Origin of the sequence: Demequina activiva, assembly GCF_016862815.1 — a bacterium.
In the GTDB taxonomy this organism is placed as follows: domain Bacteria; phylum Actinomycetota; class Actinomycetes; order Actinomycetales; family Demequinaceae; genus Demequina; species Demequina activiva.
Map to the genome: position 1 here is coordinate 127,405 of NZ_BONR01000005.1, position 22,031 is coordinate 149,435.

General features: G+C 70.2%; 26 protein-coding genes and 1 tRNA gene. 23 read left to right on the top strand and 4 right to left on the bottom strand.

Features of this window, described 5'->3' with window-relative positions:
- Window positions 1-13 precede the first annotated feature (13 nt).
- The 4 genes from Dac01nite_RS10975 (at window position 14) to Dac01nite_RS10990 (ending at window position 1,990) form a co-directional block, all read left to right on the top strand.
- A complete protein-coding gene (locus tag Dac01nite_RS10975; RefSeq protein WP_203656904.1) occupies window positions 14-484 on the top strand; it encodes a hypothetical protein in 471 nt (156 codons plus the stop codon).
- 96 nt (window positions 485-580) lie between these two features.
- Complete coding sequence (locus tag Dac01nite_RS10980) at window positions 581-1,456, top strand: aldo/keto reductase (protein ID WP_203656905.1); 876 nt, start codon at window positions 581-583, stop codon at window positions 1,454-1,456.
- Window positions 1,457-1,460: 4 nt separating this feature from the next.
- Window positions 1,461-1,703, top strand: coding sequence for a hypothetical protein (locus Dac01nite_RS10985; RefSeq protein WP_203656906.1), 243 nt, complete (start codon window positions 1,461-1,463; stop codon window positions 1,701-1,703).
- 47 nt (window positions 1,704-1,750) lie between these two features.
- Window positions 1,751-1,990 carry a hypothetical protein gene (locus Dac01nite_RS10990; RefSeq protein WP_203656907.1) on the top strand — a complete coding sequence of 80 codons (240 nt, stop codon included), beginning with the start codon at window positions 1,751-1,753 and terminating at the stop codon, window positions 1,988-1,990.
- Window positions 1,991-2,083: 93 nt separating this feature from the next.
- Here Dac01nite_RS10990 and Dac01nite_RS10995 read toward each other — a convergent pair.
- Window positions 2,084-2,156: transfer RNA gene (locus Dac01nite_RS10995), tRNA-Arg, on the bottom strand.
- Between the two features lie 121 nt (window positions 2,157-2,277).
- Here Dac01nite_RS10995 and Dac01nite_RS11000 point away from each other — a divergent pair.
- From Dac01nite_RS11000 to lysA, 6 genes are read left to right on the top strand one after another with little or no spacing between them, the layout of a single operon-like run.
- Window positions 2,278-3,351, top strand: coding sequence for a LacI family DNA-binding transcriptional regulator (locus Dac01nite_RS11000; protein ID WP_239066625.1), 1,074 nt, complete (start codon window positions 2,278-2,280; stop codon window positions 3,349-3,351).
- The gene (locus Dac01nite_RS11005; RefSeq protein WP_203656908.1) at window positions 3,348-3,686 is read left to right on the top strand and encodes a hypothetical protein; all 339 of its coding nucleotides are present in this window, start codon (window positions 3,348-3,350) and stop codon (window positions 3,684-3,686) included. Before Dac01nite_RS11000 ends, Dac01nite_RS11005 begins: the two co-directional genes overlap by 4 nt.
- 4 nt (window positions 3,687-3,690) lie before the next feature.
- Window positions 3,691-4,482 carry an MBL fold metallo-hydrolase gene (locus Dac01nite_RS11010; protein ID WP_203656910.1) on the top strand — a complete coding sequence of 264 codons (792 nt, stop codon included), beginning with the start codon at window positions 3,691-3,693 and terminating at the stop codon, window positions 4,480-4,482.
- A 10-nt stretch (window positions 4,483-4,492) separates the two neighbouring features.
- Window positions 4,493-4,867, top strand: a complete 375-nt coding sequence (locus Dac01nite_RS11015; protein ID WP_203656919.1) for an MmcQ/YjbR family DNA-binding protein — start codon at window positions 4,493-4,495, stop codon at window positions 4,865-4,867.
- A gap of 32 nt (window positions 4,868-4,899) precedes the next feature.
- Window positions 4,900-6,573 carry an arginine--tRNA ligase gene (gene argS / locus Dac01nite_RS11020; protein ID WP_203656927.1) on the top strand — a complete coding sequence of 558 codons (1,674 nt, stop codon included), beginning with the start codon at window positions 4,900-4,902 and terminating at the stop codon, window positions 6,571-6,573.
- 2 nt (window positions 6,574-6,575) lie between these two features.
- Complete coding sequence (gene lysA / locus Dac01nite_RS11025; protein WP_203656935.1) at window positions 6,576-7,913, top strand: diaminopimelate decarboxylase; 1,338 nt, start codon at window positions 6,576-6,578, stop codon at window positions 7,911-7,913.
- Window positions 7,914-8,024: 111 nt separating this feature from the next.
- On the opposite strand, the gene Dac01nite_RS11030 is transcribed toward lysA, so the two are convergent.
- The gene (locus Dac01nite_RS11030) at window positions 8,025-8,876 is read right to left on the bottom strand and encodes an SDR family oxidoreductase (protein ID WP_203656936.1); all 852 of its coding nucleotides are present in this window, start codon (window positions 8,874-8,876) and stop codon (window positions 8,025-8,027) included.
- A gap of 88 nt (window positions 8,877-8,964) precedes the next feature.
- On the opposite strand from Dac01nite_RS11030, the gene Dac01nite_RS11035 reads away from it, so the two are divergent.
- From Dac01nite_RS11035 to Dac01nite_RS11050, 4 genes are all read left to right on the top strand, one after another.
- On the top strand, window positions 8,965-9,318 hold the full coding sequence (locus tag Dac01nite_RS11035) for a winged helix-turn-helix transcriptional regulator (protein ID WP_203656938.1): 354 nt from the start codon (window positions 8,965-8,967) through the stop codon (window positions 9,316-9,318).
- Window positions 9,319-9,439: 121 nt separating this feature from the next.
- Window positions 9,440-9,682 (top strand): hypothetical protein, encoded by a 243-nt coding sequence (locus Dac01nite_RS11040; protein WP_203656940.1) that lies wholly within the window; start codon window positions 9,440-9,442, stop codon window positions 9,680-9,682.
- 134 nt (window positions 9,683-9,816) lie between these two features.
- Window positions 9,817-10,050: a hypothetical protein gene (locus Dac01nite_RS11045; RefSeq protein ID WP_203656942.1), complete on the top strand. Its 234-nt coding sequence runs from the start codon at window positions 9,817-9,819 to the stop codon at window positions 10,048-10,050.
- Window positions 10,051-10,197: 147 nt separating this feature from the next.
- Window positions 10,198-10,392, top strand: a complete 195-nt coding sequence (locus Dac01nite_RS11050; RefSeq protein ID WP_203656944.1) for a hypothetical protein — start codon at window positions 10,198-10,200, stop codon at window positions 10,390-10,392.
- A 9-nt stretch (window positions 10,393-10,401) separates the two neighbouring features.
- Here Dac01nite_RS11050 and Dac01nite_RS11055 read toward each other — a convergent pair whose 3' ends face one another.
- Window positions 10,402-10,959, bottom strand: coding sequence for an arsenate reductase/protein-tyrosine-phosphatase family protein (locus Dac01nite_RS11055; protein ID WP_203656946.1), 558 nt, complete (start codon window positions 10,957-10,959; stop codon window positions 10,402-10,404).
- Between the two features lie 16 nt (window positions 10,960-10,975).
- A complete protein-coding gene (locus Dac01nite_RS11060) occupies window positions 10,976-11,833 on the bottom strand; it encodes a DUF817 domain-containing protein (protein ID WP_203656948.1) in 858 nt (285 codons plus the stop codon).
- A gap of 69 nt (window positions 11,834-11,902) precedes the next feature.
- Here Dac01nite_RS11060 and Dac01nite_RS11065 point away from each other — a divergent pair, with 69 nt between their 5' ends.
- From Dac01nite_RS11065 to Dac01nite_RS11105, 9 genes are all read left to right on the top strand, one after another.
- On the top strand, window positions 11,903-13,198 hold the full coding sequence (locus tag Dac01nite_RS11065) for a homoserine dehydrogenase (protein WP_239066626.1): 1,296 nt from the start codon (window positions 11,903-11,905) through the stop codon (window positions 13,196-13,198).
- A complete protein-coding gene (gene thrC, locus Dac01nite_RS11070) occupies window positions 13,198-14,256 on the top strand; it encodes a threonine synthase (protein WP_203656950.1) in 1,059 nt (352 codons plus the stop codon). Before Dac01nite_RS11065 ends, thrC begins: the two co-directional genes overlap by 1 nt.
- A 2-nt stretch (window positions 14,257-14,258) precedes the next feature.
- The gene (gene thrB, locus Dac01nite_RS11075; protein ID WP_203656952.1) at window positions 14,259-15,185 is read left to right on the top strand and encodes a homoserine kinase; all 927 of its coding nucleotides are present in this window, start codon (window positions 14,259-14,261) and stop codon (window positions 15,183-15,185) included.
- 72 nt (window positions 15,186-15,257) lie between these two features.
- On the top strand, window positions 15,258-15,947 hold the full coding sequence (locus Dac01nite_RS11080) for a ThuA domain-containing protein (protein ID WP_203656954.1): 690 nt from the start codon (window positions 15,258-15,260) through the stop codon (window positions 15,945-15,947).
- Window positions 15,948-15,949: 2 nt separating this feature from the next.
- Window positions 15,950-16,531 (top strand): GNAT family N-acetyltransferase, encoded by a 582-nt coding sequence (locus Dac01nite_RS11085; RefSeq protein ID WP_239066628.1) that lies wholly within the window; start codon window positions 15,950-15,952, stop codon window positions 16,529-16,531.
- The gene (locus tag Dac01nite_RS11090) at window positions 16,528-17,487 is read left to right on the top strand and encodes an FUSC family protein (protein ID WP_203656956.1); all 960 of its coding nucleotides are present in this window, start codon (window positions 16,528-16,530) and stop codon (window positions 17,485-17,487) included. The genes Dac01nite_RS11085 and Dac01nite_RS11090 overlap by 4 nt, the downstream gene beginning before the upstream one ends.
- Before the next feature lie 49 nt (window positions 17,488-17,536).
- Window positions 17,537-18,142 carry a TetR/AcrR family transcriptional regulator gene (locus Dac01nite_RS11095; protein ID WP_203656958.1) on the top strand — a complete coding sequence of 202 codons (606 nt, stop codon included), beginning with the start codon at window positions 17,537-17,539 and terminating at the stop codon, window positions 18,140-18,142.
- A gap of 5 nt (window positions 18,143-18,147) precedes the next feature.
- On the top strand, window positions 18,148-19,881 hold the full coding sequence (locus tag Dac01nite_RS11100; protein ID WP_203656959.1) for an ABC transporter ATP-binding protein: 1,734 nt from the start codon (window positions 18,148-18,150) through the stop codon (window positions 19,879-19,881).
- Complete coding sequence (locus Dac01nite_RS11105) at window positions 19,878-21,914, top strand: ABC transporter ATP-binding protein (protein ID WP_203656960.1); 2,037 nt, start codon at window positions 19,878-19,880, stop codon at window positions 21,912-21,914. Before Dac01nite_RS11100 ends, Dac01nite_RS11105 begins: the two co-directional genes overlap by 4 nt.
- Window positions 21,915-22,031 lie beyond the last annotated feature (117 nt).

Consider the following 22,031-nt stretch of genomic DNA (forward strand, 5'->3'; position numbering starts at 1 on the left):
GTAGAGTGAGCGCATGTCTGACGAGCCCGAACCCCAGCCACGCTCGTGGGTGCCGCTGGCAGCTGCGGGCGGCGTGGCCGGCCTGGTGCTCATCGTCGCCGTCGGATGGAGCCTGGTCGCCGGTGGCCCCAGCGCCGTCGAGGCGGACGCGATCGAGGCGTGCGAGGCCGCCTACGACGAGACGAACGGGTCGCCGATCCTGGGTGGCGAGGTCTACGAGACGGACGAGTACGCCGACTACTACGCCGTGGCCGACACGCACGGCGAGGTCCCCGTGCCGCTGGAGGACGTCTCCCAGGCGATGCGCGAGCAGTGGCAGGATGCCGCCGACGCCTACCGGGAGACGGGCGACGGCGCTGTGGTGGTGGTGTGGCGACTCGAGGACGACACCTACCGTCAGTGCGCGCTGCCAGTCGCCGGCGGAACGGTCGACGGCAGTGAGGCTGCCGTGAACGACCTGGTCATCGCCAGCGAGAACGACTAGAGCGCCGATGCGCGGGGAAGCCTGCGCGCGGAACTTGCGTTGTGCTCCACAGGCGATACGTTCGAACGTGGACACGTGACCTTCGAGGAGAACTCCATGCAGCAGCGCCAGCTGGGCGACCGCACCGTCAGCGCGATCGGACTGGGCGCCATGCCCATGTCGATCGAGGGCCGGCCGGATGAGGCTCGCGCCATCTCGACCATCCATGCCGCGATCGACGCCGGCGTGACGCTCATCGACACCGCCGACGCGTATCACCTGAACCCGGGGGAGGTGGGGCACAACGAGTCGCTGATCGCGCGCGCGCTGGCCGCGTACTCCGGGCCCGCCGACGCGTCCGAGGTGCTCGTGGCCACCAAGGCCGGGTCACTGCGCCCCGGCGACGGCACCTGGTACCAGAACGGCGACCCCGCCTACATCAAGGAGGCCGCCAAGGCATCGGCTCGGCGCCTGGGCGTCGAGGCGATCGGTCTCCACCAGCACCACCGGCCGGACCCGAACGTGCCGTACGCGGACAGCATCGGCGCGCTCGCGGAGCTGCTCGACGAGGGCGTGATCCGCATGGCGGGCATCTCGAACGCGAACCCGGCGCAGATCCGTGAGGCGCACCAGGTGCTCGGCGGCCGGCTCACGTCGGTCCAGAACCAGTTCTCGCCCAAGTTCGTCTCGAGCTATCCCGAGCTCGAGCTGTGCGCCGAGCTCGGCATCGCCTTCCTTCCGTGGAGCCCCCTGGGCGGCATCTCGAACGCAGCGGACGTGGGCACCAAGCACGCGCCGTTCCAGCAGGTGGCGGACGCGCGCGGCATCTCCCCGCAGCAGGCGGTGCTCGCCTGGGAGCTGTCGCTCGCGGATGTGGTCATCCCGATCCCGGGCGCGTCGCGCCCCAGCTCGATCCTCGACTCCGCCGGAGCCGCTGAGATCGAGCTCACCGACGAAGAGCTGGCCGTGCTCGCGGTCGTACTAGGAGACTGACGCCATGGATGCCTCGAAGATCGCCGTCACGGTGAGCCGGACCGCCGGACTCACCTTGCTGAACCACGGCATCGTGGTGCTCGCGGGGTCCACGCCGGACAGCAAGGTCACCAAGCGCGGGCTGTGGCAGCGTGGTGCGGGCCGCGTGTTCGGCGACGTGGTCGACACCCCGGGATTCGCCGCCGTGGAGGCGGTGCTGGGCGCCGCGCTCGTGATCGTGGTGCCGCGGCTGCTGCGCGCGCGGTGAGACGCGCCGGCGATCGCCGGCGCGTGGGACTGTCTCAGGAGGCAGGCATGGCAAGCACACTGGCAGTACGGCTGGGAGAGACCGCTGCCGTGACCTTGATCGGGGACGGCGTCATCGGGGTGCTGCAGCCCGTGCAGCACATCGAGCGCTGGGAGTCCGGACCCGCGTGGTGGCAGCGTGCGCTGGGCCCTCTGGTGGGCAACGCCCGCGACACTCGCGCGTTCGCCGCGGCGGAGATCGTCGCAGGGCTGGCGCTGATGTGGGCCCTGCCGCCGCGACGGCGGTAGGCGCGCTCGACGTCGTCGCCCGGATGCGACGAAGCCCGAGGGACCGACGCCTTTCAGCGCCCCCTCGGGCTTCTGTGTCGCGAGCATGCGACGTGCCCCCGACAGGAATCGAACCTGCGACCTTCGGTACCGGAAACCGGCGCTCTATCCGCTGAGCTACGGGGGCCTGCGGGATGGATACCGCGACGGTCAAGGCTACCAGCACGGGCGATGCGGCCGATGCGCTGGCGTGCCGGCGGGACGGCCCCGTCGGCGCAGCACCCGGTGCTCTGTCCGGAGGGTGTGGGATGATGCGAGCACTCGGAGCCGAGGAGGTCGCGGTGGCGGTGAGCGTCAAGGACGTCGCGGCGCTCGCGCATGTCTCGGTAGGCACCGTGTCGAACGTCCTCAACCGTCCCGACACCGTGAGCCCCGCCATGGCGGACCGGGTCAAGCAGGCGATCCGGGAGCTCCGCTACGTGCCCAACGACGCGGCTCGACAGCTACGCATGGGCCAGTCCACCGTGGTGGCATTCATCGTTCACGACGCGGGCAACCCGTTCTTCACGGATGTGCTGAGCAGCGCAGAGACCGCCGCGCACGAGCACGGATACACGGTCCTGATGGCCAACAGCGGTCTCGATCAGGAGCGCGAGGCCGCCCACCTGGGCCAGTTCGAGCGCCAGCGCGTCGCGGGCATGCTGATCGTGCCGGCCGGCGATCCGTCCCTCGCGATCGACCGCATGCGCGCGCGCGACATCCCGGTGGTGCTGGTCGACCGCGTCACGGACGACCCCAGCGTCGCCTCGGTGGCATCGGACGACCGCCTCGGCGGCGCTCTCGCCGCCGAGCACCTCGTTGCGCTGGGTCGACGTCGCCTGGTGTTCGTGGGCAGCGCCCGCTCGTTGGTGGCGATCGACCATCGCGTCCAGGGCGCGCGCGAGGTGACACGCCGCGCCGGCCTCGACCTGATCCAGCTGGAGACCCCGAGCCTGACCCTCGAGTCGGGAGTCTCGAGTGGTGCGCGGGTGGCCGCGATGGTGAGGAGTGGGGACTGCGATGCGGTCATCGCCGCGAACGATCTGATCGCCATCGGGCTCGAGAAGGCGTTGCTCTCGGGTCCGCGACCACTGTCGATCCCCGAGGACGTCGCGCTGGTGGGCTACGACGACATCAGCTTCGCCGCCGCCTCGGTGGTGCCCATCACCTCCGTGCGGCAGCCGCGCGCCGAGATGGGCCGCATCGCGGTGGATCTGCTGCTCAGGGAGGCCGCGCTCGACGGTGGGGCCGTGCGCGAGCACGTGGTGCTGGCGCCCACCCTGGTGGTGCGTGCCTCGACGGACCCCAACGCTCCGGGCCCGTCGAGCGTCACCTCTGCATGAGAGCCCTGACCGTCACCGTGGCGACCGCAGCGGCTGCAGCCCTGGCGGCGTGCGGTGCTGACGGCTCGACCCCGGAGCGTGAGCCTGAGGCAGTGGGCACGGCCACTGCCGCGGACCACGGCGGGGGAGCGACTCGCATCGCGTTCGAGCCCGACGCCGGCTACGACTACTTCGAGGGCACCACGTTCGTGCTCGACGAGCAGGTGAGCGTGGGCGGCACGGTGACCAGCGCATCGGCCATCGAGTCCGGCGACCGGCTCGAGGTGTGGACGGGCCCCTGCGCAGAGTCCTTCCCGGTCCAGTGCACGGTCGAGCACGTCGAGGTGCTTGACTAGCCGCATGACCGCCGTCCCCGTGGCCACGCTCATCGGCGGCCCCACCGTGCTCATCGAGTACGCGGGCCTGCGCCTCCTCACGGATCCCACGTTCGACCCGCCTGGCCCTGTGGGCAACCTCACCAAGCTCGAGGGCCCGGCGCTGACGCGGGAGCAGGTGGGCCACGTGGACGTGGTGCTGCTCAGCCACGACGAGCACGAGGACAATCTCGACGTCGCGGGACGGGCCATGCTGGACGATGTGCAGCATGTGCTGACCACCCCCACGGGCGGCGAGCGCCTGGCACGTGCGCAGGGCATGCGCCGCTGGGACCACGCGATCATTCCCGACGGCGATGCCCCGGTGACCATCACCGCCGTCCCGGCGCGACACGGGCCGCGGGTGGTCAAGCAGATCACCGGCCAGGTCACAGGCTTCGTGCTCGAGGCGGAGGGATGGCCCACGGTCTACATCTCTGGCGACAACTCGTCGGTCAAGAAGGCATCGAGGGTCGCCGAACGCTTCCCCGATGTCGCGCTCGCGTTCGTGTTCGCCGGCGGGGCCAAGGTCGAGCGCCTGGGCGACATGCTGCTGACGGCCGATGCGGAACGCACCTCGCGCATCGGCGCTCTGTGGCCGCACGCCGCCCTGGTGCCGGTGCACATCGACGACTGGGCGCACTTCGCGCAGCCCCGCGCCGATCTGCTCGCGTGGTTCGGGGAGCGGGGCATGCGCGACAGGCTCACGGTGATCGAGCGCGGCGCGCGGGTCGATCTTGCGCCACCCGCCCGGGCGGATGTCAGAGGCACTGCGTAGCGTTCGTGTCATGGACGCTCAGCTCCCTGCGGTCGATGCGTGGATCGCCGATGCCCTGGCCGCTCTGCCCGGCGCGGTCACGGTGCCGTACCCCGACTGGGGATCGCAGACGTTCCAGGTGGGAGGCAAGCACTTCGGACGGCTCGGCACCGCGCCCGGAGGAGAGCGCATCGTCACCCTCAAGGGCGATCCGGACGTCAACTCCTCCCTGGTGCAGCGGTACGCGGCCGTCACGCCGGGCTACTACGCCAACAAGCGACTGTGGATCTCGATCGCGATCGATGAGGCGTCGGTGCCCCGGGAGCTCGTGCTCGAGGCGCTCGAGTCCGCGTACGCGATCGTGCGGGCGTCGCTGCCCAAGCGCGTCCAGGCCGAGCTCGAGTGAGCGGGCCCCACGAGCGCCGATAGACTCGGGGAGTGACCCCCGAAGAGCTCTCCCAGAAGATCCGCGATGCCCTCCTGCAGGGCATCGACGACAGCGACTTCCAGCTGTCGCCGTTCGATGTGCCCGAGGTCAAGGTCGAGCGTCCCCGTCAGCGCGAGCACGGTGACTGGGCCACCAATGTCGCCATGCAGCTCGCGAAGAAGGCCGGCACCAATCCACGCGAGTTCGCGACCACGCTGGTGGAGCGCCTCGCGGACGTGGACGGGATCGAGACCGCGGAGGTCGCTGGACCGGGATTCATCAACATCCGCCTGGCCGCCAGTGCAGCCGGAGAGCTGGCTCGCGGCATCGTGGACCTGGGCGCCGACTACGGTCGCGGCGAGTCGCTGACGGGATCCACCGTCAACGTCGAGTTCGTCTCCGCCAACCCTACGGGACCCATCCACCTGGGCGGAACGCGATGGGCGGCCGTGGGCGACTCGATCGCGCGGCTTCTCGAGTTCCACGGCGCCCGCGTGATCCGCGAGTACTACTTCAACGATCACGGCAGCCAGATCGACCGCTTCGCGGAGTCGCTGTACGCGGTGGTCGCGGGCGAGGACCCGCCGGAGAACGGCTACGGCGGCCAGTACATCCAGGACATCGCGGACGAGGTCATGGTGGAGGCGATGGCCGCGGCGGACAAGAACCCGCTCGAGCGGCCCCGCGACGAGGGCATCGAGTTCTTCCGCGAGCGAGGCGTGAAGCTCATGTTCGCGGAGATCAAGCAGTCCCTGCACGACTTCGGCGTCGACTTCGATGTGTTCTTCCACGAGGACTCGCTGCACCACTCCGGCAAGGTGGAGCGCGCGCTCGACGAGCTCAAGGCCTCGGGATCGCTGTACGAGGCGGACGGTGCGTGGTGGCTGCGCAGCTCGGACTACGGCGACGAGAAGGACCGTGTGGTCATCAAGTCCGATGGCAATGCCGCGTACATCGCGGGCGACATCGCGTACATCCGCGACAAGCACGAGCGCGGCGCGGACCTGTGCATCTACCTGCTCGGTGCGGACCACCACGGGTACATCGCGCGCCTCAAGGCCGCCGCCGCCGCGTTGGGCCATTCGCCGGAGATCGTCGAGGTCATCATCGGCCAGATGGTGAACCTCGTGAAGGATGGCGCCCCGGTGCGCATGTCCAAGCGTGCCGGCAACGTCGTCACCATGGAGGACCTTGTCGAGGCCGTGGGCGTCGATGCCGCCCGCTACTCCCTGGCGCGCTCGAGCGCGGACCAGTCGATCGACATCGATCTGGACCTGCTCTCCTCCAAGACGAACGCCAACCCGGTGTTCTATGTCCAGTACGCCCACGCACGCGCGTCCTCCGTGGCCCGCAACGCCGCGGAGTACGGCATCCGGCGCGAGGACGGCTTCGACGCGAGCCTGCTCGAGCACGAATGGGAGGCCAAGCTGCTGGGCATCCTTGGGGAGTTCCCCCGCGTGGTCACCCAGTCCGTCGAGTTCCGCGAGCAGCACCGGGTGGCGCGCTACCTCGAGGAGGTCGCAGGTGTCTATCACGGCTGGTACGACCGCACCCGCGTGACTCCGCAGGGCGACGAGGAGATCAGCGACCTGCACCGCACCCGCCTGTGGCTCAACGATGCGACCCGCCAGGTGCTCGCCAACGGCCTGGGCCTGCTGGGTGTGGGTGCGCCGGAGCGGATGTAGCGATGAGCACGGTATGGCCCGCGACGCACGAGCGCGCAGACGACGGCGCGATGCGCCTGGGCGGGATCGATGTGCGTGATCTCGCGCGCGAGCACGGCACGCCGCTGTACGTGGTGGACGAGGACGACATGCGCTCGCGCGCTCGCTCCTTCGCCCGCCACTTCGGCGAGGCGTTCGCCGCTCACGGCACCACGTGCGACGTCTACTACGCCTCCAAGGCGTTGCTGAGCAGCCGCATCAGCGCGTGGATGCACGAGGACGGCGTGCGCATCGACGTCGCCAGCGGGGGAGAGCTCGAGCTCGCGCTGCGCGGCGGCATGCCGGCGGCGCACATCACCCTGCACGGCAACAACAAGTCCGACGCGGAGCTGCGTCGCGCGCTCGCGGCGGGCGTGGGCCACATCGTGGTCGACTCGCTCACCGAGGTCGAGGTGCTGTCCGCCCTCGCCGTCGAGGCGGGTGTGGTCGCACCCGTGCTGGTGCGCGTCACCACTGGAGTGCATGCCGGTGGCCACGAGTACATCGCGACCTCGCACGAGGACCAGAAGTTCGGCCTGTCGCTCGCCTCGGGAGCCGCGCTCGGGGCGCTGCGCGCCGTTCACGAGGCTCAGGGGCTCGAGCTGCGCGGCATCCACACGCACATCGGCAGCCAGATCCTGTCGATCGACGCCTTCCGCGAGTCCGCGGAGCGGATGCTCGGCCTGCGGGCCGCCTTCGCGGCGGAGTCGGGCGTGGAGGTGCCGGAGGTTGACCTCGGCGGTGGCTATGCGATCGCCTACACCCCGGAAGCGGAGGCGCTCGACCCGTCGGTGGCCGCTCGGGAGATCGCCGATGCGGTGGCGGCCGCGGTGGCCACGGTCGGCGGGTCGTGGCCGACGTTTTCGATCGAGCCAGGGCGCGCGATCGCGGGCCCCGCCGGCATCACCCTGTACACCGTGGGGGTCGTCAAGCATGTCGCGCTCGAGGGCGGCGGCGACCGGCAGTACGTCGCGGTGGACGGCGGCATGAGCGACAACCCGCGCACCATCATGTATGGCGCCGAGTACGCCGCCGAGCTCGCGGACCGGGAGTCGGAGGCGCCGCCGGTGCTGTCCCGTGTGGTCGGCAAGCACTGCGAGTCGGGCGACATCGTGGTGCGTGACGTGCACCTGCCCGCCGACACCGCCCGCGGGGACCTCCTCGCGGTCGCCGCGACGGGAGCCTACGGCCGCTCGATGGCCTCGAACTACAACGCGATCCTGCGCCCGGCGGTGGTCGCCGTGCGCGACGGCTCCTCGCAGGTGCTCATCCGGCGAGACACCATGGAGGATCTGCTCGGCTGGGACGTCGCGCCCGACTGATCCCCGGCCCGCGGAGCCCCCTCGGGCTCGCGACCGGTGCGGGCCTGCTGAGGACGGGAATCGCATCGGCCCCGCCTCCGCAGCGTGCAGGACGGGGCCGATGCGCGTGCGTCAGAGCTCGGCCCGCACCGCCTCCTCGAGGGACGTGGGCTCGCGACCGATCAGGTCACGCAGGTCCGTCGAATCCGTGGCGAGATCGCCTCGAGCGATCGACGCGTCGATCGATGCCCAGAACTGAGCGGTGCCCTCGTCCATGCCTCCCTCGACCATCCCGGCGGCGAGCTCCTCGACCGAGACGCTCGTGTAGGTCACCTCCGTGCCGGTCACGCTGCTGATGGTGTGGGCGAGCTGTGCGAACGTGAAGGTGGTGCCAGCGAGCTCGTACACCGGCTTGACTGCATCCGCCGTGATCGCTGCCGCCGCGGCGTCCGCGAGGTCCGCCCGCGTGGCGGTCGACACTGACGCGTCGCCGGCGGCCGCGACGATCGCGCCACGCTCGCGGTAGCCGGGGATCTGCGCAGTGTAGTTCTCCGTGTACCAGGAGTTGCGCAGCACAGCGGTCTCGATCGAGGAGTCCGCGAGCGCTCGCTCAGTCTCCACGTGCTCGGGCGCGAGGCCCACGGAGGACGAGTCTGCCTTGAGGAGGGACGTGTACGCGATGCGCTTCACTCCGGCCTGCTGCGCGGCGGTGATGACCGCGCGATGCTGCTCGGCCCGCTTGCCCACCTCGGAGCCTGAGACGAGCACCAGCCGGTCCACGCCCTCAAGGGCGACCTCCAGACTGGCGGGCTCGTCGTAGTCGGCGTGGCGCACGCGCACGCCGAGCGCGGCGAGGTCATCGATCGTGGCCGTGTCCCGGGCCAGGGCGATGACGTCGAAGGGCGAGACGTGGAGGTCGAGCAGTGCATGGACGATCCTGCGGCCCAGCTGCCCGCTGGACCCGGTGACGGCGTAGGTGGTCATGGTGGTGCCTTTCGTAGGAGGATGCGACGGTATCGCTAACTATTCGATAGCGCTATCCATTCCGCAGTGATGGACGTATCCTCGTGTCATGACCCCAGAGGGCCCCTCGCAAGCGCTCGTCGCGAACGTGTTCGCTCGCGACTGCGAGTCTCGCGCGGCCTTCGAGCACGTGACGAGCAAGTGGTCGTCGCTCGTGCTGCTCGCGCTGGGCGAGGGGCCGCACCGCTTCGGACAGCTGCGCCGCAAGGTCGACGGTGTGAGCGAGAAGATGCTGTCCCAGGCACTGCGGGGGCTCGAGGCGGAGGGCATGCTGATCCGCTCGGCGCGGTCCACCGCGCCGCCCCGCGTCGACTACGAGCTCACGGAGCTCGGAAGCGACGTGGCGGCTCGCTTGCGCCAGCTGGCGGACCTGCTCGAGGCTGCAGTCGACGCTCGCTCGTGACTCCACCTGAGAATCATCCCTGCAAATCCAGCGTTCGGGCCGATCGCGGAAGGTCTCGGGGTGCGTCTTCGTTCCCCCAAGAGGCGGCAAAGCGTCGCTCATGAGACGGAGGGAGAGCGAGATGCCGAACCCCGAGGAGCAGAGCAACCAGGACGTGAGCGAGGGCACGGAGACCCTGCAGGAGATCGCGGACGAGGTCGAGGCCGAGCGCGAGCAGGCCGGCCGCAAGATGACGGTTCCCGATGACGACACGCCGGAGGACGACGGCGAGACCCGCGAGGACCACCAGGACGATGGCGACCCCAAGCTCGGCGCCACGCCGGTCGCGCGCGTCGAGCAGTCAGGCGGCACCATCCGACCCTGACGGGTGATGTCCTGGCCGCTGAACCTGTGAAGTATCTGAGTGCAGCCCAGACGTTCCCTTCATAAGCGCCAACGACGGGAGTCGCGGCGCGAGACGCCACCGTGGCGTCGAGGTTCCACCGAAGGGAGTCGGCCATGTCGGTTCACAGTCACAAGGACACAGAGGCCCTGCAGCACCTCGCGGACGAGGTGGAGCAGGAGCGAGCCACGAAGGGCCGCACTCCCTTCGATGACATCCCCGAGTCCGAGGGCGGCGATCCCGCCCGTCAGGACGGGCTGGGGAACGAGGCCTCGCAGGATTCTCGTGAGGCGGTCGAGCGCGCGGAGGCATTCGGCGCGCAGGGCCGCCCGCAGACTCCAGGCTTGTAGGCCGCGGAAGGCGGCGGCCCGGGCAACCCCCCCCTCAGCGCCCGGGTCGCCGTCTTTCCATGTCTCGCTTAATCGTCCCCACGGCCGATGCGCGGGAGCCGGCGTGAGACGATGATCGAGACGTTCCTGCGAGTTCGAGGAGGCGCCATGGAAGGCGACCGCACCACACCGGATCTCAGCGCTATCGCGGACGACTTCAGTCTCGCTCCGGTGCCGCATGAGGAGACCGAGCGCGAGGACCCTCGAACCGAGGAGGGCGACTCGCGAGGAGCGAGGCTCCGTCGCAAGGTTCGCTCGTTCGTGATGGCGGACCTCGCCGGCAACATGGCTGGCAAGGGCTGACAGCCGAGCCTAGTCAGGTGTCAGGCCCACCCACGCGGTGATGGCCCCCAGGTCTTCGACGATCTCGTCCATGACCCGGTCGTAGGTGGCCTGGTCGCGTGACCACGGGTCGTCGAGGCTGCGCAGCGGCGCCGGATCTGCGAGCCGGGCCGCATGCAGCGCTGCGGCCGCATTCACGAGACGCTCGCTCGGCGTCGCCCCCTCGGGCGCATCGGCCCTCGTGCTCAGCTCGGCTGCCTCCTTGAGGCCGAACGAGTGCTCGGCCACGCCGCCCCACTCGCCCTCGATCCAGCGCGCATGCTGCTGCGTCGCGACGAGCACCAGGTCAGCGCGGCTCAGGATCCCGCGATCCAGCTGTGTAGGACGGTGCCGGGGGATGTCGAGACCGTGACGGCCGGCCGATGCCCGCATCGGTGAGGGCACATCCATGCCGATCTCCGCGTAGATCCCTGCGCTCGTCACCTCCGCCGCATCGCCCCACTCCCGCTGCGCGAGGTAGTGCATCGCGGGGGAGCGGCAGATGTTGCCGGTGCAGACCATGGTGACTCTGGCGGGGCGTTCGCTCATGGGACGCGAGCCTACGTCAGCGATCCGCGTGGTCGTCACCGTCCGCGCGCTCGACCGTGGGCGCGTCGCCCGGGTGGCCATAGAACGTCCCCTCGTACTGCTTGAGCGACGCGATGATGACGAAGCTGAGCGTCACCAGCAGTGCCCACGACCCGAGCTTGCCCATGTGGACCGCGCGCCACAGATCCGCCTGGTCCGGGTACTGCCACGCCCCGAGGAACGTCCCCATGTTCTCCGCGGCCCACAGGAAGAAGCCGATCAGCACGAAGGCGATCGCCAGGGGCATGCGCAGCCGGCGCGGTCCGATGGAGTAATGGACGTGCGTGCCCCACATCGCGGCGACGAACGCGAGAGCGATCACCCACCGCAGGTCCCAGATCCAGTGATGCGTGAAGAAGTTCAGGTAGGCGGCGACAGCCAGGATCGCCATGAGGACGCTGCGGTAGCCCGTGATGCGCAGGTCGAAGCGCCGCCACGCCTGGCAGAGGTACGAGCCCACGGCGGCATACATGAAGCCCGAGTACAACGGGACGCCTGCCACCATCGTGACGCCCTCGTCCGGGTAGGTCCACGAGCCCTGCGCGACCTTGAAGACCTCGAGCGCGAGTCCCAGCAGGTGGAAGGCGGCGATGACGCCCACCTCGCGGGCGGTCTCGTACCCGGACCACCACAGCCCCAGCGTGATCGCGATGCCGGCGACGAGCAGCGCGTCGTACCGCGCGATCGGCAGCTCGACCACGTCGGTGACGGCCATCGCGGCGAACAGCAGGATCGCGAAGACGAGCGACTGGAGCTGCGTGACGATGAAGCGCCTCAGGAGCACGAGCTCCTCGCTCACGCGCGCGCGCACTCCGGTCTGAGGGCTCGCGGTCATGGCCCCATGATGACGGATCGGCCGCCCCATGCGCGGACGTTCGTGACCGTGTGCCGCTCCGATAGAGTTGTGGCCGTGTCTGCCCCCACCGAACCCGTGAAGATCGCCGTGCTCGGCTGCGGCACCGTGGGCACCCAGGTGATCCGCCTGCTGCTCGACCAGTCGCAGGACCTCGCGGCGCGCATCGGCGCTCCTGTCGAGCTCGCAGGCGTGTACGTGCGAGACACCTCGACGCCGCGCGACGCCGTGGTGCCGGCGTCGGCGCTGACCTCCGACGCCGAGGCCCTCGTCGACGCGGCGGATGTGGTGGTCGAGCTGATGGGCGGGCAGGAGCCTGCGAAGTCGCTGATCCTGCGCGCGCTGGCGCGCGGTGCCGCGGTGGTCACGGCGAACAAGGCGCTGCTCGCGACGCACGGAGCCGAGCTGTACGAGGCGGCCGACGCCGCCGGTGCCGACCTCTACTACGAGGCCGCCGTCGCCGGCGCCATCCCGTTGGTGCGGCCGGTGCGCGAGTCGCTCGCGGGCGACCGCGTCACGCGGATTCTCGGCATCGTCAACGGCACCACCAACTACGTGCTCGACGAGATGACGTCCAAGGGTCTCGACTACGACGCCGTGGTGGCCGAGGCCCAGCGCCTGGGCTACGCCGAGGCCGATCCCACTGCTGACGTGGGCGGCCACGACGCCGCAGCGAAGGCCGCGATCCTCGCGTCGCTCGCGTTCCACCAGCGCGTGGCGCTCGACGACGTCTACTGCGAGGGCATCGAGGCCATCACGCAGGACGACATCCAGGCGGCCCGCGAGACCGACCGAGTGATCAAGCTGTTGGCCGTCGCCGAGCAGGTCGAGGACGGCGTCTCCGTGCGCGTGCATCCCACGCTGGTTCCCGTCGAGCACCCGCTGGCGAACGTGCGAGGAGCCTTCAACGCCGTCTTCGTCGAGGCGGAGGCCGCCGGCGAGCTCATGTTCTACGGCCAGGGCGCCGGCGGGGCTCCCACGGCATCGGCCGTCCTGGGCGACGTCGTCTCCGTCGCGCGCCACAAGGTGGGTGGGGGCAAGGGCCCCCTCGAGTCCAACTACGCGCTGCACGAGGTGCTGCCCATGGACGCCGCGCGCACCCGCTACGCGGTGCGCATGAGCGTGCCGGACCGCCCGGGCGTGCTCGCGGCGGTCGCGACCATCTTCGCCTCGCACGAGGTGGGCATCGAGTCCGTGCGGCAGATGGCTGGCAAGGGACACGCCGGACTGATCCTGTCGACGCACCGCGCGCGCGAGTCCGCGCTGCGAGCGACGGTGGAGGACCTGCGGCTCTCCGAGCACGTCAAGGATGTGTGGTCGGTGCTGCGAATCGAGGGAGAGCTGTAGTGGCGCACGTGTGGCGCGGGATCATCCGCGAGTACCTGGACCGTCTGCCGTTCGACGAGGCCGACCGCATCGTCTCGCTCGGCGAGGGCGGGACGCCGCTGGTCCACGCACCGGGCATCTCCTCCGAGGTGGGCGCGGACGTGTTCGTCAAGGTCGAGGGCATGAACCCCAGCGGCTCCTTCAAGGACCGCGGCATGACCTCGGCGATCACCCAGGTGGTCAAGGACGGCGACCACACCGTGGTGTGCGCGTCCACGGGCAACACGTCTGCCTCCGCCGCGGCCTATGCCGCGCATGCCGGGCTGCAGTGCGTCGTGATGATCCCGCAGGGCAAGATCGCCGCCGGCAAGATGGCGCAGGCCATCGTCCACGGAGCCAAGCTGGTGCAGGTGGACGGCAACTTCGACGAGTGCCTCGACATCGTGCGGTCATTGTCGGAGGACTATCCGGTGGCGCTCGTGAACTCCGTCAATCCGTACCGGCTCCAGGGTCAGAAGACCGCCGCCTTCGAGATCGTGGACCAGCTGGGGCACGCACCCGACATCCACATGCTGCCCGTGGGCAACGCCGGCAACATCTCCGCCTACTGGATGGGTTTCCGCGAGGCCGTCGAGCACGGCGATGCCGCCGTGACGCCGCGCATCTGGGGCGTGCAAGCCGCTGGCGCCGCACCGTTCGTCGCGGGCCATCCCATCAAGGACCCCGAGACCGTCGCGACCGCGATCCGCATCGGCAAGCCGGCCTCGTGGGATCTCGCCATCGCGGCGCGCGACGAGTCCGGCGGCTGGATCCGCGCGGTGTCCGACACCGAGATCCTCGCCGCGCAGGCCCGCCTCGCGGCGGACGTGGGCGTGTTCGTCGAGCCCGCCTCGGCCGCGCCCATCGCCGGGCTGCTCGCCGCTGCGGCGCTGGGCGAGGTGCCCCGCGGTGCCACGATCACCTGCACGGTCACGGGCAACGGGCTCAAGGACACTGCCACCGCGCTGGCCGGGCACGAGGTCGAGCCCACCGTCATCCCCGTCGACGTCACCGCCGCCGCGCAGGCGCTGGGGCTGTAGCCATGCGCCTCGCCGCCGACGTGGTCCGGGTGACGGTGCCCGCCACCGCGGGCAACCTGGGGCCCGGCTTCGATGCACTCGGCATGGCGCTGGGCGTCGCGGACGAGATCGAGGTGCGAGCGGTCGCCTCCGCCGACGTCGAGATCAGCATCGAGGGAGAAGGAGCGGACTCCCTGCCGCGCGACGAGACCCACCTCGTGGTGCGCGCGCTGCGCGAGGCGCTGGACCACGTGGGCGCCTCCCAGGTGGGACTGCAGATCCACGCGGTCAACCGGATTCCCCATGGCCGCGGCCTGGGCTCCTCGGCGGCGGCGGTGGTGGCCGGCATCTCCGCTGCGCGAGGGCTGATCGCCGAGCCCGAGGCCCTGTCAGCCGAGGTCGCGCTTGAGATCGCGACCCGCTTCGAGGGACACCCCGACAACGCCGCGCCGGCGATCTATGGCGGCGCCACCGTCGCGTGGATGGACGCCGATGGTGCCCACGCCGTGCCCCTGACGGTGGCGGACGAGATCGAGACCGCGGTGCTGGTCCCTCGATCCGTGCTGTCCACGACCCACGCGCGCTCGGTCCTTCCGGAGCTCGTGCCTCACAAGGACGCGGCGTTCAACGTGGGCCGCGCCGCTCTGCTCGTGAACGCGCTGGCGGGCCGTCCGGAGGACCTCCTTGCGGCGACGGAGGAGCGGCTTCACCAGCACTACCGCGCGGAGGTGATGGCCGCGGCTCCCGCGATGATCGCGCACCTGCGCGAGCAGGGCCTTGCCGCGGTGGTCTCGGGGGCGGGTCCCTCCGTCCTCGTGCTGGGCACCGATCTGGCCTCGAAGGGCCTGGCGACCGGACCAGCCCCCTGGGCTGAGGGCGTGGGCGACGAGTCGTGGCGCTGCGTCCACACCGTGGAGCGCGTGCCAGGAGCGACGGCGACGCGCCCCTGACAGCGCGACGTTGGCGGGGCCCGGACCGGGCCCTATCATGGGACACAATCGCAGCGACGCGGAGGGACACGGATGAGCAGGCTGTGCTTGATCGTCAGAGGCGGATGGCCCGGGCACGACCCGGTGAGATCGACTGACGCGTTCATCCCTGTCCTTGAGCGCATGGGCTTCAGCCTCGACGTCGAGGACACGCCCGAGCTCTACGCGGACGCCCGCACCATGGCTCGCTACGACCTCATCGTCCAGGCCGTGACCATGGGCAGCGCCACCGTCGACGAGGTGGACGGACTGCGCGGCGCCGTCGCGAACGGCGCAGGGCTGGTGGGCTGGCATGGCGGTCTGATCGACTCGTACCGCAACGCCACGGACTACCTTCAGCTCGTGGGCGCGCAGTTCGCGGCCCATCCTCATCGAGGGTCGGAACGGGGCCGCACGGACCTCGAGCCCTATCGCGACTACACCGTGCGCGTGACCGAGCGAGGCCGCTCCCACCCCATCACGGAGTCGATGGCCGACTTCGACATCACCACGGAGCAGTACTGGGTGCTCACGGATTCGCACATCCGCACGCTGCTGGACTGCGAGCTCACGCCGCAGGAGGGCGACGAGTGGGACGAGCCGCTCACCATGCCGGTGGCGTGGACGCGGCAGTGGGGCCAGGGGCGCATCTTCGCGACCACGCTGGGCCACACGCTGGATGTGCTCGAGCGGCCAGAGGTCAGCGGTCTGATCGAGCGCGGCATGGACTGGGCGGCGCGCTGAGCGTGCGACCGGCCGTCGAGGCCGACCACGACGCGATCGCTCGCATCTGCCTCCTCACGGGCGCCAGCGGCTCCGATGCGACGGGCCTCTTCTGTGACGACGAGGCGATCGCGGACGTGTACGCGACGCCATACCTTCATGGCCCCGGCGGGTTCGCCCTCGTGTGGGATGAGGGCGACGGTGCCGTCGGCTACGTCCTGGGCACCGCGTCGACGCGGGCCTTCCAGGACTGGTTCGTCGAGTCGTGGTGGCCGTCGCGTCCCCCTCGCGAGCAGCAGACCCAGGGAGACCGGTGGCTGCTGCCGTCCGCGAAGGACCCGGACCGCATGCTGATCGACGCGGTCGACGCCTTCCCCGCGCACCTGCACATCGACCTGCTGCCGCAGGCGCAGGGCAGGGGAGCGGGCCGGAGCCTGATCGAGGCGGCCTGCGCGCTGCTCGCGGAGCGCGGAGCTCCAGGCGTGCACCTCGTGGCGGGCAAGGACAACGAGGGAGCCCAGGCGTTCTACCCCCGGGTGGGGTTCGAGCCCATCGCCCAGGATGGCGGGTCCGTCACGTTCGCTCGCAGGCTGCGCCAGGCGTGACTCTCGCCGCGCGGCGCGCTCTCCGGTGGGTCCCCCCGGCGGGCGCTGTGCGGGCCGCCAGCAAGGCCGCTGCCCTGCTCGCCGCTCTTGTCGCGAGCGCGGGACTTCTGGGCGGGGTCGACCTCGCGGTGGGGGCGCTCCTCGGCGCCGTCGCCATCCTGGGGCTCGCCCTCACCGCAGCGCCGTGGTGGGAGCTGGCCCTCTTCGCGGTGGCGGTTGCCTGCTGTGTCGCCGGTGCGCTCGTGGTGAGCGGTCCGATCGCCTCCGCTGCGTGGGTCGCACTCTCGGTGGCCGTGACGGCTCCCTCGGCGATGAGGCATGGTGCGGTGACGGCCGTCGTGCCCGTGCTGGTGGCAGTGGCGGCTACAGGCACCCAGGAGCTGAGCCCGGCCTTCGCGTGTGCAGGGACCGCTGCGGCGGCTGGGCTGTTCGCGCTGATCCTGCGGCTCCTCGGGCTCGGCCCGCTGCAGAGCCAGAGGATTCCTTGGCACGCCATGGTGTGGCATCTCGTGGTGATGGGTGCGGCGACCGCCACGGCTACGGCCGCGGTGATCGGACTCGGACTGGTGCATGGGGTGTGGGTGGTGGTGGCGATCGCCACTGTCCTCGTGCCCATGCGTGACGCCACCATTCGCGCCGGGCGTGTGCGGGTCGCGGGCACCGTGATGGGCGCAGCAGTCGGCACCGTGCTGGCGACGGTGCTGCCGCCGTGGGCGGCCCTCGCGATCGCGCTGGTGGCTCTCCTGTGGGGGCTCGCGTCGGCCCTCGTGGCTCGGCGGACGGAGTTCGTCGCCTACGTCGCCATCTCGATCGTCTGCGCCACCGCGGTGCTCGGGGGTGAGGCCGCCGCGGGTGTGGCGGTGCAGAGGGTGGGCTACACGCTCGCGGGTGCAGGGATCGCGATCCTCCTGGGCCTCGTGACGGCTGCTCGGGACGACGCGGCGCCGGCCTCCTGAGCCCTCGCTCGACTTGCTGAGTGAGTGCTCACTCATTTATCGTGGGCGCGTGAGTCCCTCAGTTTCCGCCCGACCAGGCCGCGCTCGCCCCATGGCGCCCGAGGAGCGGCGCGCGATGATCGTGTCCGCATCGATCCCACTGATCCGCGAGCATGGCGCCGAGGTCACCACCCGGCAGATCGCGCAGGCAGCCGGCATCGCGGAAGGCACGGTCTTTCGCGCCTTCGCGGACAAGGACGCGCTCATCGACGCCGCCGTCGAGGCCATCATGGACCCGTCCGAGGTCCTCGCGGCGCTCGCCGAGATCGACCCGGGCGCGACGCTCGAGTCCAAGGTCCAGCAGGTCGTCACGCTGCTGCACCAGCGCGTCCTCGGAGTGGTGACGTTCATGGGAGCCCTGGGCCCGCGCGATCACGCGCGGCACCGCGACAGCATGTCGCATCGACGCCCACCGTTGAGCGAGGCCTCTGGCGTGGTCGCCGATCTCCTGGAGCCGCACCGCGACCAGCTGCGCATCCCGGTCGCCACCGCCGTCGACTACCTGCGCGTGGTCGTCTTCGGCGTGTCCATGCCCTTCCTGCGTGCGGAGACGGACACCGATCCGGTCGCGCTCGCAGACGTGATCCTGCGCGGCATCGCCGCAGAGCTGGAGTGAGCCCCATGCTGTGGAGACTGCTCGTGACGTCCATCACGCCCTACTGGCGGCTGCTGGTCGGAGTCATCGTGTTCCAGTGCGCGCAGGCGATCGTGAACCTCTACCTGCCCACGCTCAACGCGGACATCATCGACAACGGCGTCGCCACCGGCGACACCGGCTACATCTGGCGCATGGGCGGATGGATGCTGGTGCTGTCCTTCGTCGGGATCGCGTGCACCATCACCGCCGTCTACTTTGGCGCCAAGATCGCCATGCGGGTGGGCCGTGACCTGCGCGGTGACATCTTTGGCCGCGTCGCGACGTTCTCCGAGGCTGAGGTGCAGCGCTTCGGGGCGCCGTCGCTCATCACCCGCAGCACCAACGACGTCCAGCAGGTGCAGATGCTCGTGCTGATGACGTGCACGCTGCTCATGACCACCCCCTTCACGCTCATCGGCGGAGTGGTGCTCGCTCTCCAGCAGGACGTCGAGCTGTCGCTCATCATGGCGGTCGCGATCCCCGTCCTGCTCATCATCGTGTCGCTCATCGTGTGGCGCATGGTGCCGCACTTCCGCCGCATGCAGGTGCGGATCGACGGCATCAACCGCGTGCTGCGCGAGCAGCTCACCGGCATCCGCGTGGTGCGCGCCTTCGTCCGTGAGGGCGTGGAGGACCAGCGCTTCGGGGATGCCAACGCGCTGGTCACGGAGTCCGCCCTCAAGGCGGGCCGGCTCATGTCCGCGATGTTCCCGCTGGTGCTGCTGATCGTGAACCTGAGCTCCGCGGCGGTGATCTGGTTCGGCTCGTATCGGATCGATGCGGGCGAGATGCAGGTGGGCGCGCTCACCGCGTTCCTGTCCTACCTCATCCAGATCCTGTTCTCGGTGATGATGGCGACCTTCCTCTTCGTGCTCGTGCCCCGCGCCGCCGTGTCCGCCGACCGCATCACGGAGGTCCTGGAGACGGAGTCCAGCGTGCGACGGGAGGCATCAGCGGCGACAGTCCCCGGCACGGGCGAGGTGGTGTTCGAGAACGTCACGTTCACATATCCCGGCGCCGAGCAGCCCGTGCTCGCGGACATCAGCTTCACGGCGAGCCGCGGCACCACCACCGCGATCATCGGTTCCACGGGCGCAGGGAAGTCCACGCTGGTCAACCTCATCCCACGCCTGTACGACGCCACCGCCGGCGACGTGCGGGTGGGCGGCGTGAACGTACGCGAGGCGGACCCGGAGTCGCTGTGGTCACGCATCGGCGTGGTGCCGCAGCGGCCGTACCTGTTCGCGGGAACGGTGGCCAGCAACCTGCGCTACGGACGCGAGGACGCCACGGATGACGAGCTCTGGGACGCCCTGCGCATCGCTCAGGGCGAGGACTTCGTGCGAGCAATGCCCCAGCAGCTCGACACCCCGGTCGCTCAGGGCGGCACCACCGTGTCCGGCGGCCAGCGCCAGCGGCTGTCGATCGCCCGTGCGCTGGTGCGTCAGCCGGACGTGCTGATCTTCGACGACTCCTTCAGCGCCCTCGACACGGCGACGGACGCGCGCCTGCGGGCTGCGCTCGGTCGCGAGATCGAGGATGCGACCATCATCGTCGTCGCGCAGCGCGTCTCGAGCATCGTCGACGCGGATCAGATCCTCGTGATGGAGGACGGACGGATCGTCGCCCGTGGCACCCATGCGGAGCTCCTCGAGAGCTCCGAGACCTATCAGGAGATCGTCAGCACCCAGCTGCGCGCAGAGGAGGTGGCGGGATGAGCGAGACCGAGGAGGCCACCGAGGCCGTCGACACCAAGGTGCCGCGCCCCGCGCAGCAGCGCCAGCACGGCCCCGGCGGCCCCGGCATCGGCGCGCCCACGGAGAAGCCCCACCACTTCAAGGAGTCCGGGCTGCGCCTGATGCGGCTGCTCGGGCCGGAGCGCATGCTCGTGTGGCTCGTGGTGGTGCTGGGCGCTGGCTCCGTCGCGCTGTCTGTCGCCGGCCCCAAGATCCTGGGCAACGCCACCACGGTGATCTTCGAGGGCTTCCTCGCCGGTGCGATCGACTTCCCTCAACTGCACAGCATCCTGCTGTGGGTGATCGTGATCTACATCGGCTCCGCCATCCTGGGACTGGCGCAGGGTCTGATCCTCAACGGAGTCACGCAACGGACCATCTTCCGGCTCCGGGAGAGCGTCGAGGACAAGGTCCACCGCCTGCCGCTCAGCTACTTCGACACGCACCAGCGCGGCGACATGCTGAGCCGGGTCACCAACGACATCGACAACATCTCCCAGACGCTGCAGCAGACGCTGAGCCAGGTGTTCATCTCCGTGCTCACGGTGATCGGCATCCTCATCATGATGTTCTCGATCTCGTGGGAGCTGGCCCTGGTCGCCCTCGTGTCCATCCCTCTGACCGCCGTGGTCGTGGCGCAGATCGCCAAGCGCAGTCAGCCCAAGTTCGTGGCCCAGTGGAAGCACACCGGCGAGCTCAACTCGCAGATCGAGGAGGGCTACACCGGCCATGCCCTCGTGAAGGTGTTCGGGCGCCAGCAGCAGACCGCCAAGGAGTTCGCCGTCAAGAACGACGAGCTGTACGAGGCCAGCTTCGGCGCGCAGTTCATCTCCGGCATCATCATGCCGTCCGCGCAGTTCATCGGGAACCTCGTGTACGTGGTCATCGCGGTCGTGGGCGGTCTCAAGGTCGCCAGCGGGACGATGACCCTGGGAGACGTCCAGGCGTTCATCCAGTACTCGCGCCAGTTCCAGCAGCCCATCAGCCAGCTGGGCTCCATGGCCAACCTGCTGCAGTCAGGCGTGGCCTCAGCCGAGCGGGTGTTCGAGCTGCTCGACGCCGAGGACCAGGAGCCGGACGTCGAGCCGGCGCAGAGTCCGAGCGACGACCACGGCCGGCTGGTGTTCGAGGACGTGTCCTTCCGCTACGTCGAGGACAAGCCGCTGATCGATCACCTGAACCTCGCCGTCGAGCCGGGCCGCACCGTCGCGATCGTGGGGCCCACGGGCGCAGGCAAGACCACGCTGGTGAACCTCATCATGCGCTTCTACGAGCTGAACTCCGGGCGCATCACCCTCGACGGCACCGACATCGCGACCATGACCCGCGCGGACCTGCGCTCACGCACGGGCATGGTGCTGCAGGACACGTGGCTCTTTGGCGGCACCATCCGCGACAACATCGCCTACGGCCGCACCGACGCCACGCAGGAGGAGATCCTCGACGCCGCCACGGCCGCATACGTGGACCGGTTCGTCCACTCGCTGCCCGACGGCTACGACACCGTGCTGGACGACGATGCGACCAACCTGTCCGCCGGCGAGCGCCAGCTCATCACGATCGCCCGCGCGTTCGTGGCTCAGCCGCAGGTGCTCATCCTCGACGAGGCGACCAGCTCCGTCGACACCCGTACCGAGCTCCTAGTGCAGCGCGCGATGGCGGAGCTGCGCAAGGACCGCACGGCGTTCGTCATCGCCCACCGCCTGTCGACCATCCGCGATGCGGATCTCATCCTGGTGATGGAGAGCGGGTCGATCGTCGAGCAGGGCAACCACGCGGAGCTGCTCGCGGCCAAGGGAGCGTACTCGCGCCTGTACGAGGCGCAGTTCGCCGCACCTCTCGACGAGGTGGACGCGCCGGAGGGCCTGCACGTGCCGCCGGAGACGCCCATGGGAGTCCCGGCCGATGCGCCGGTCGCCCTGGACCCGGCGGTCGCCGCACACGACGGCCCTGACCTGGCCGTCACGGAGCACTCCCACGAGCGCGCCGGCCGAACGGGCGAGCCTCGCGACTGAGCTCACCCGCGCATCGGCCGTGCGGGCGCGCGGCCGATGCGCGACGCTGCTCCTGGAACGACGACGGCCGCCGTCCCCCGTGGGGGACCGGCGGCCGTCACCAGTTCGACCAGCCCG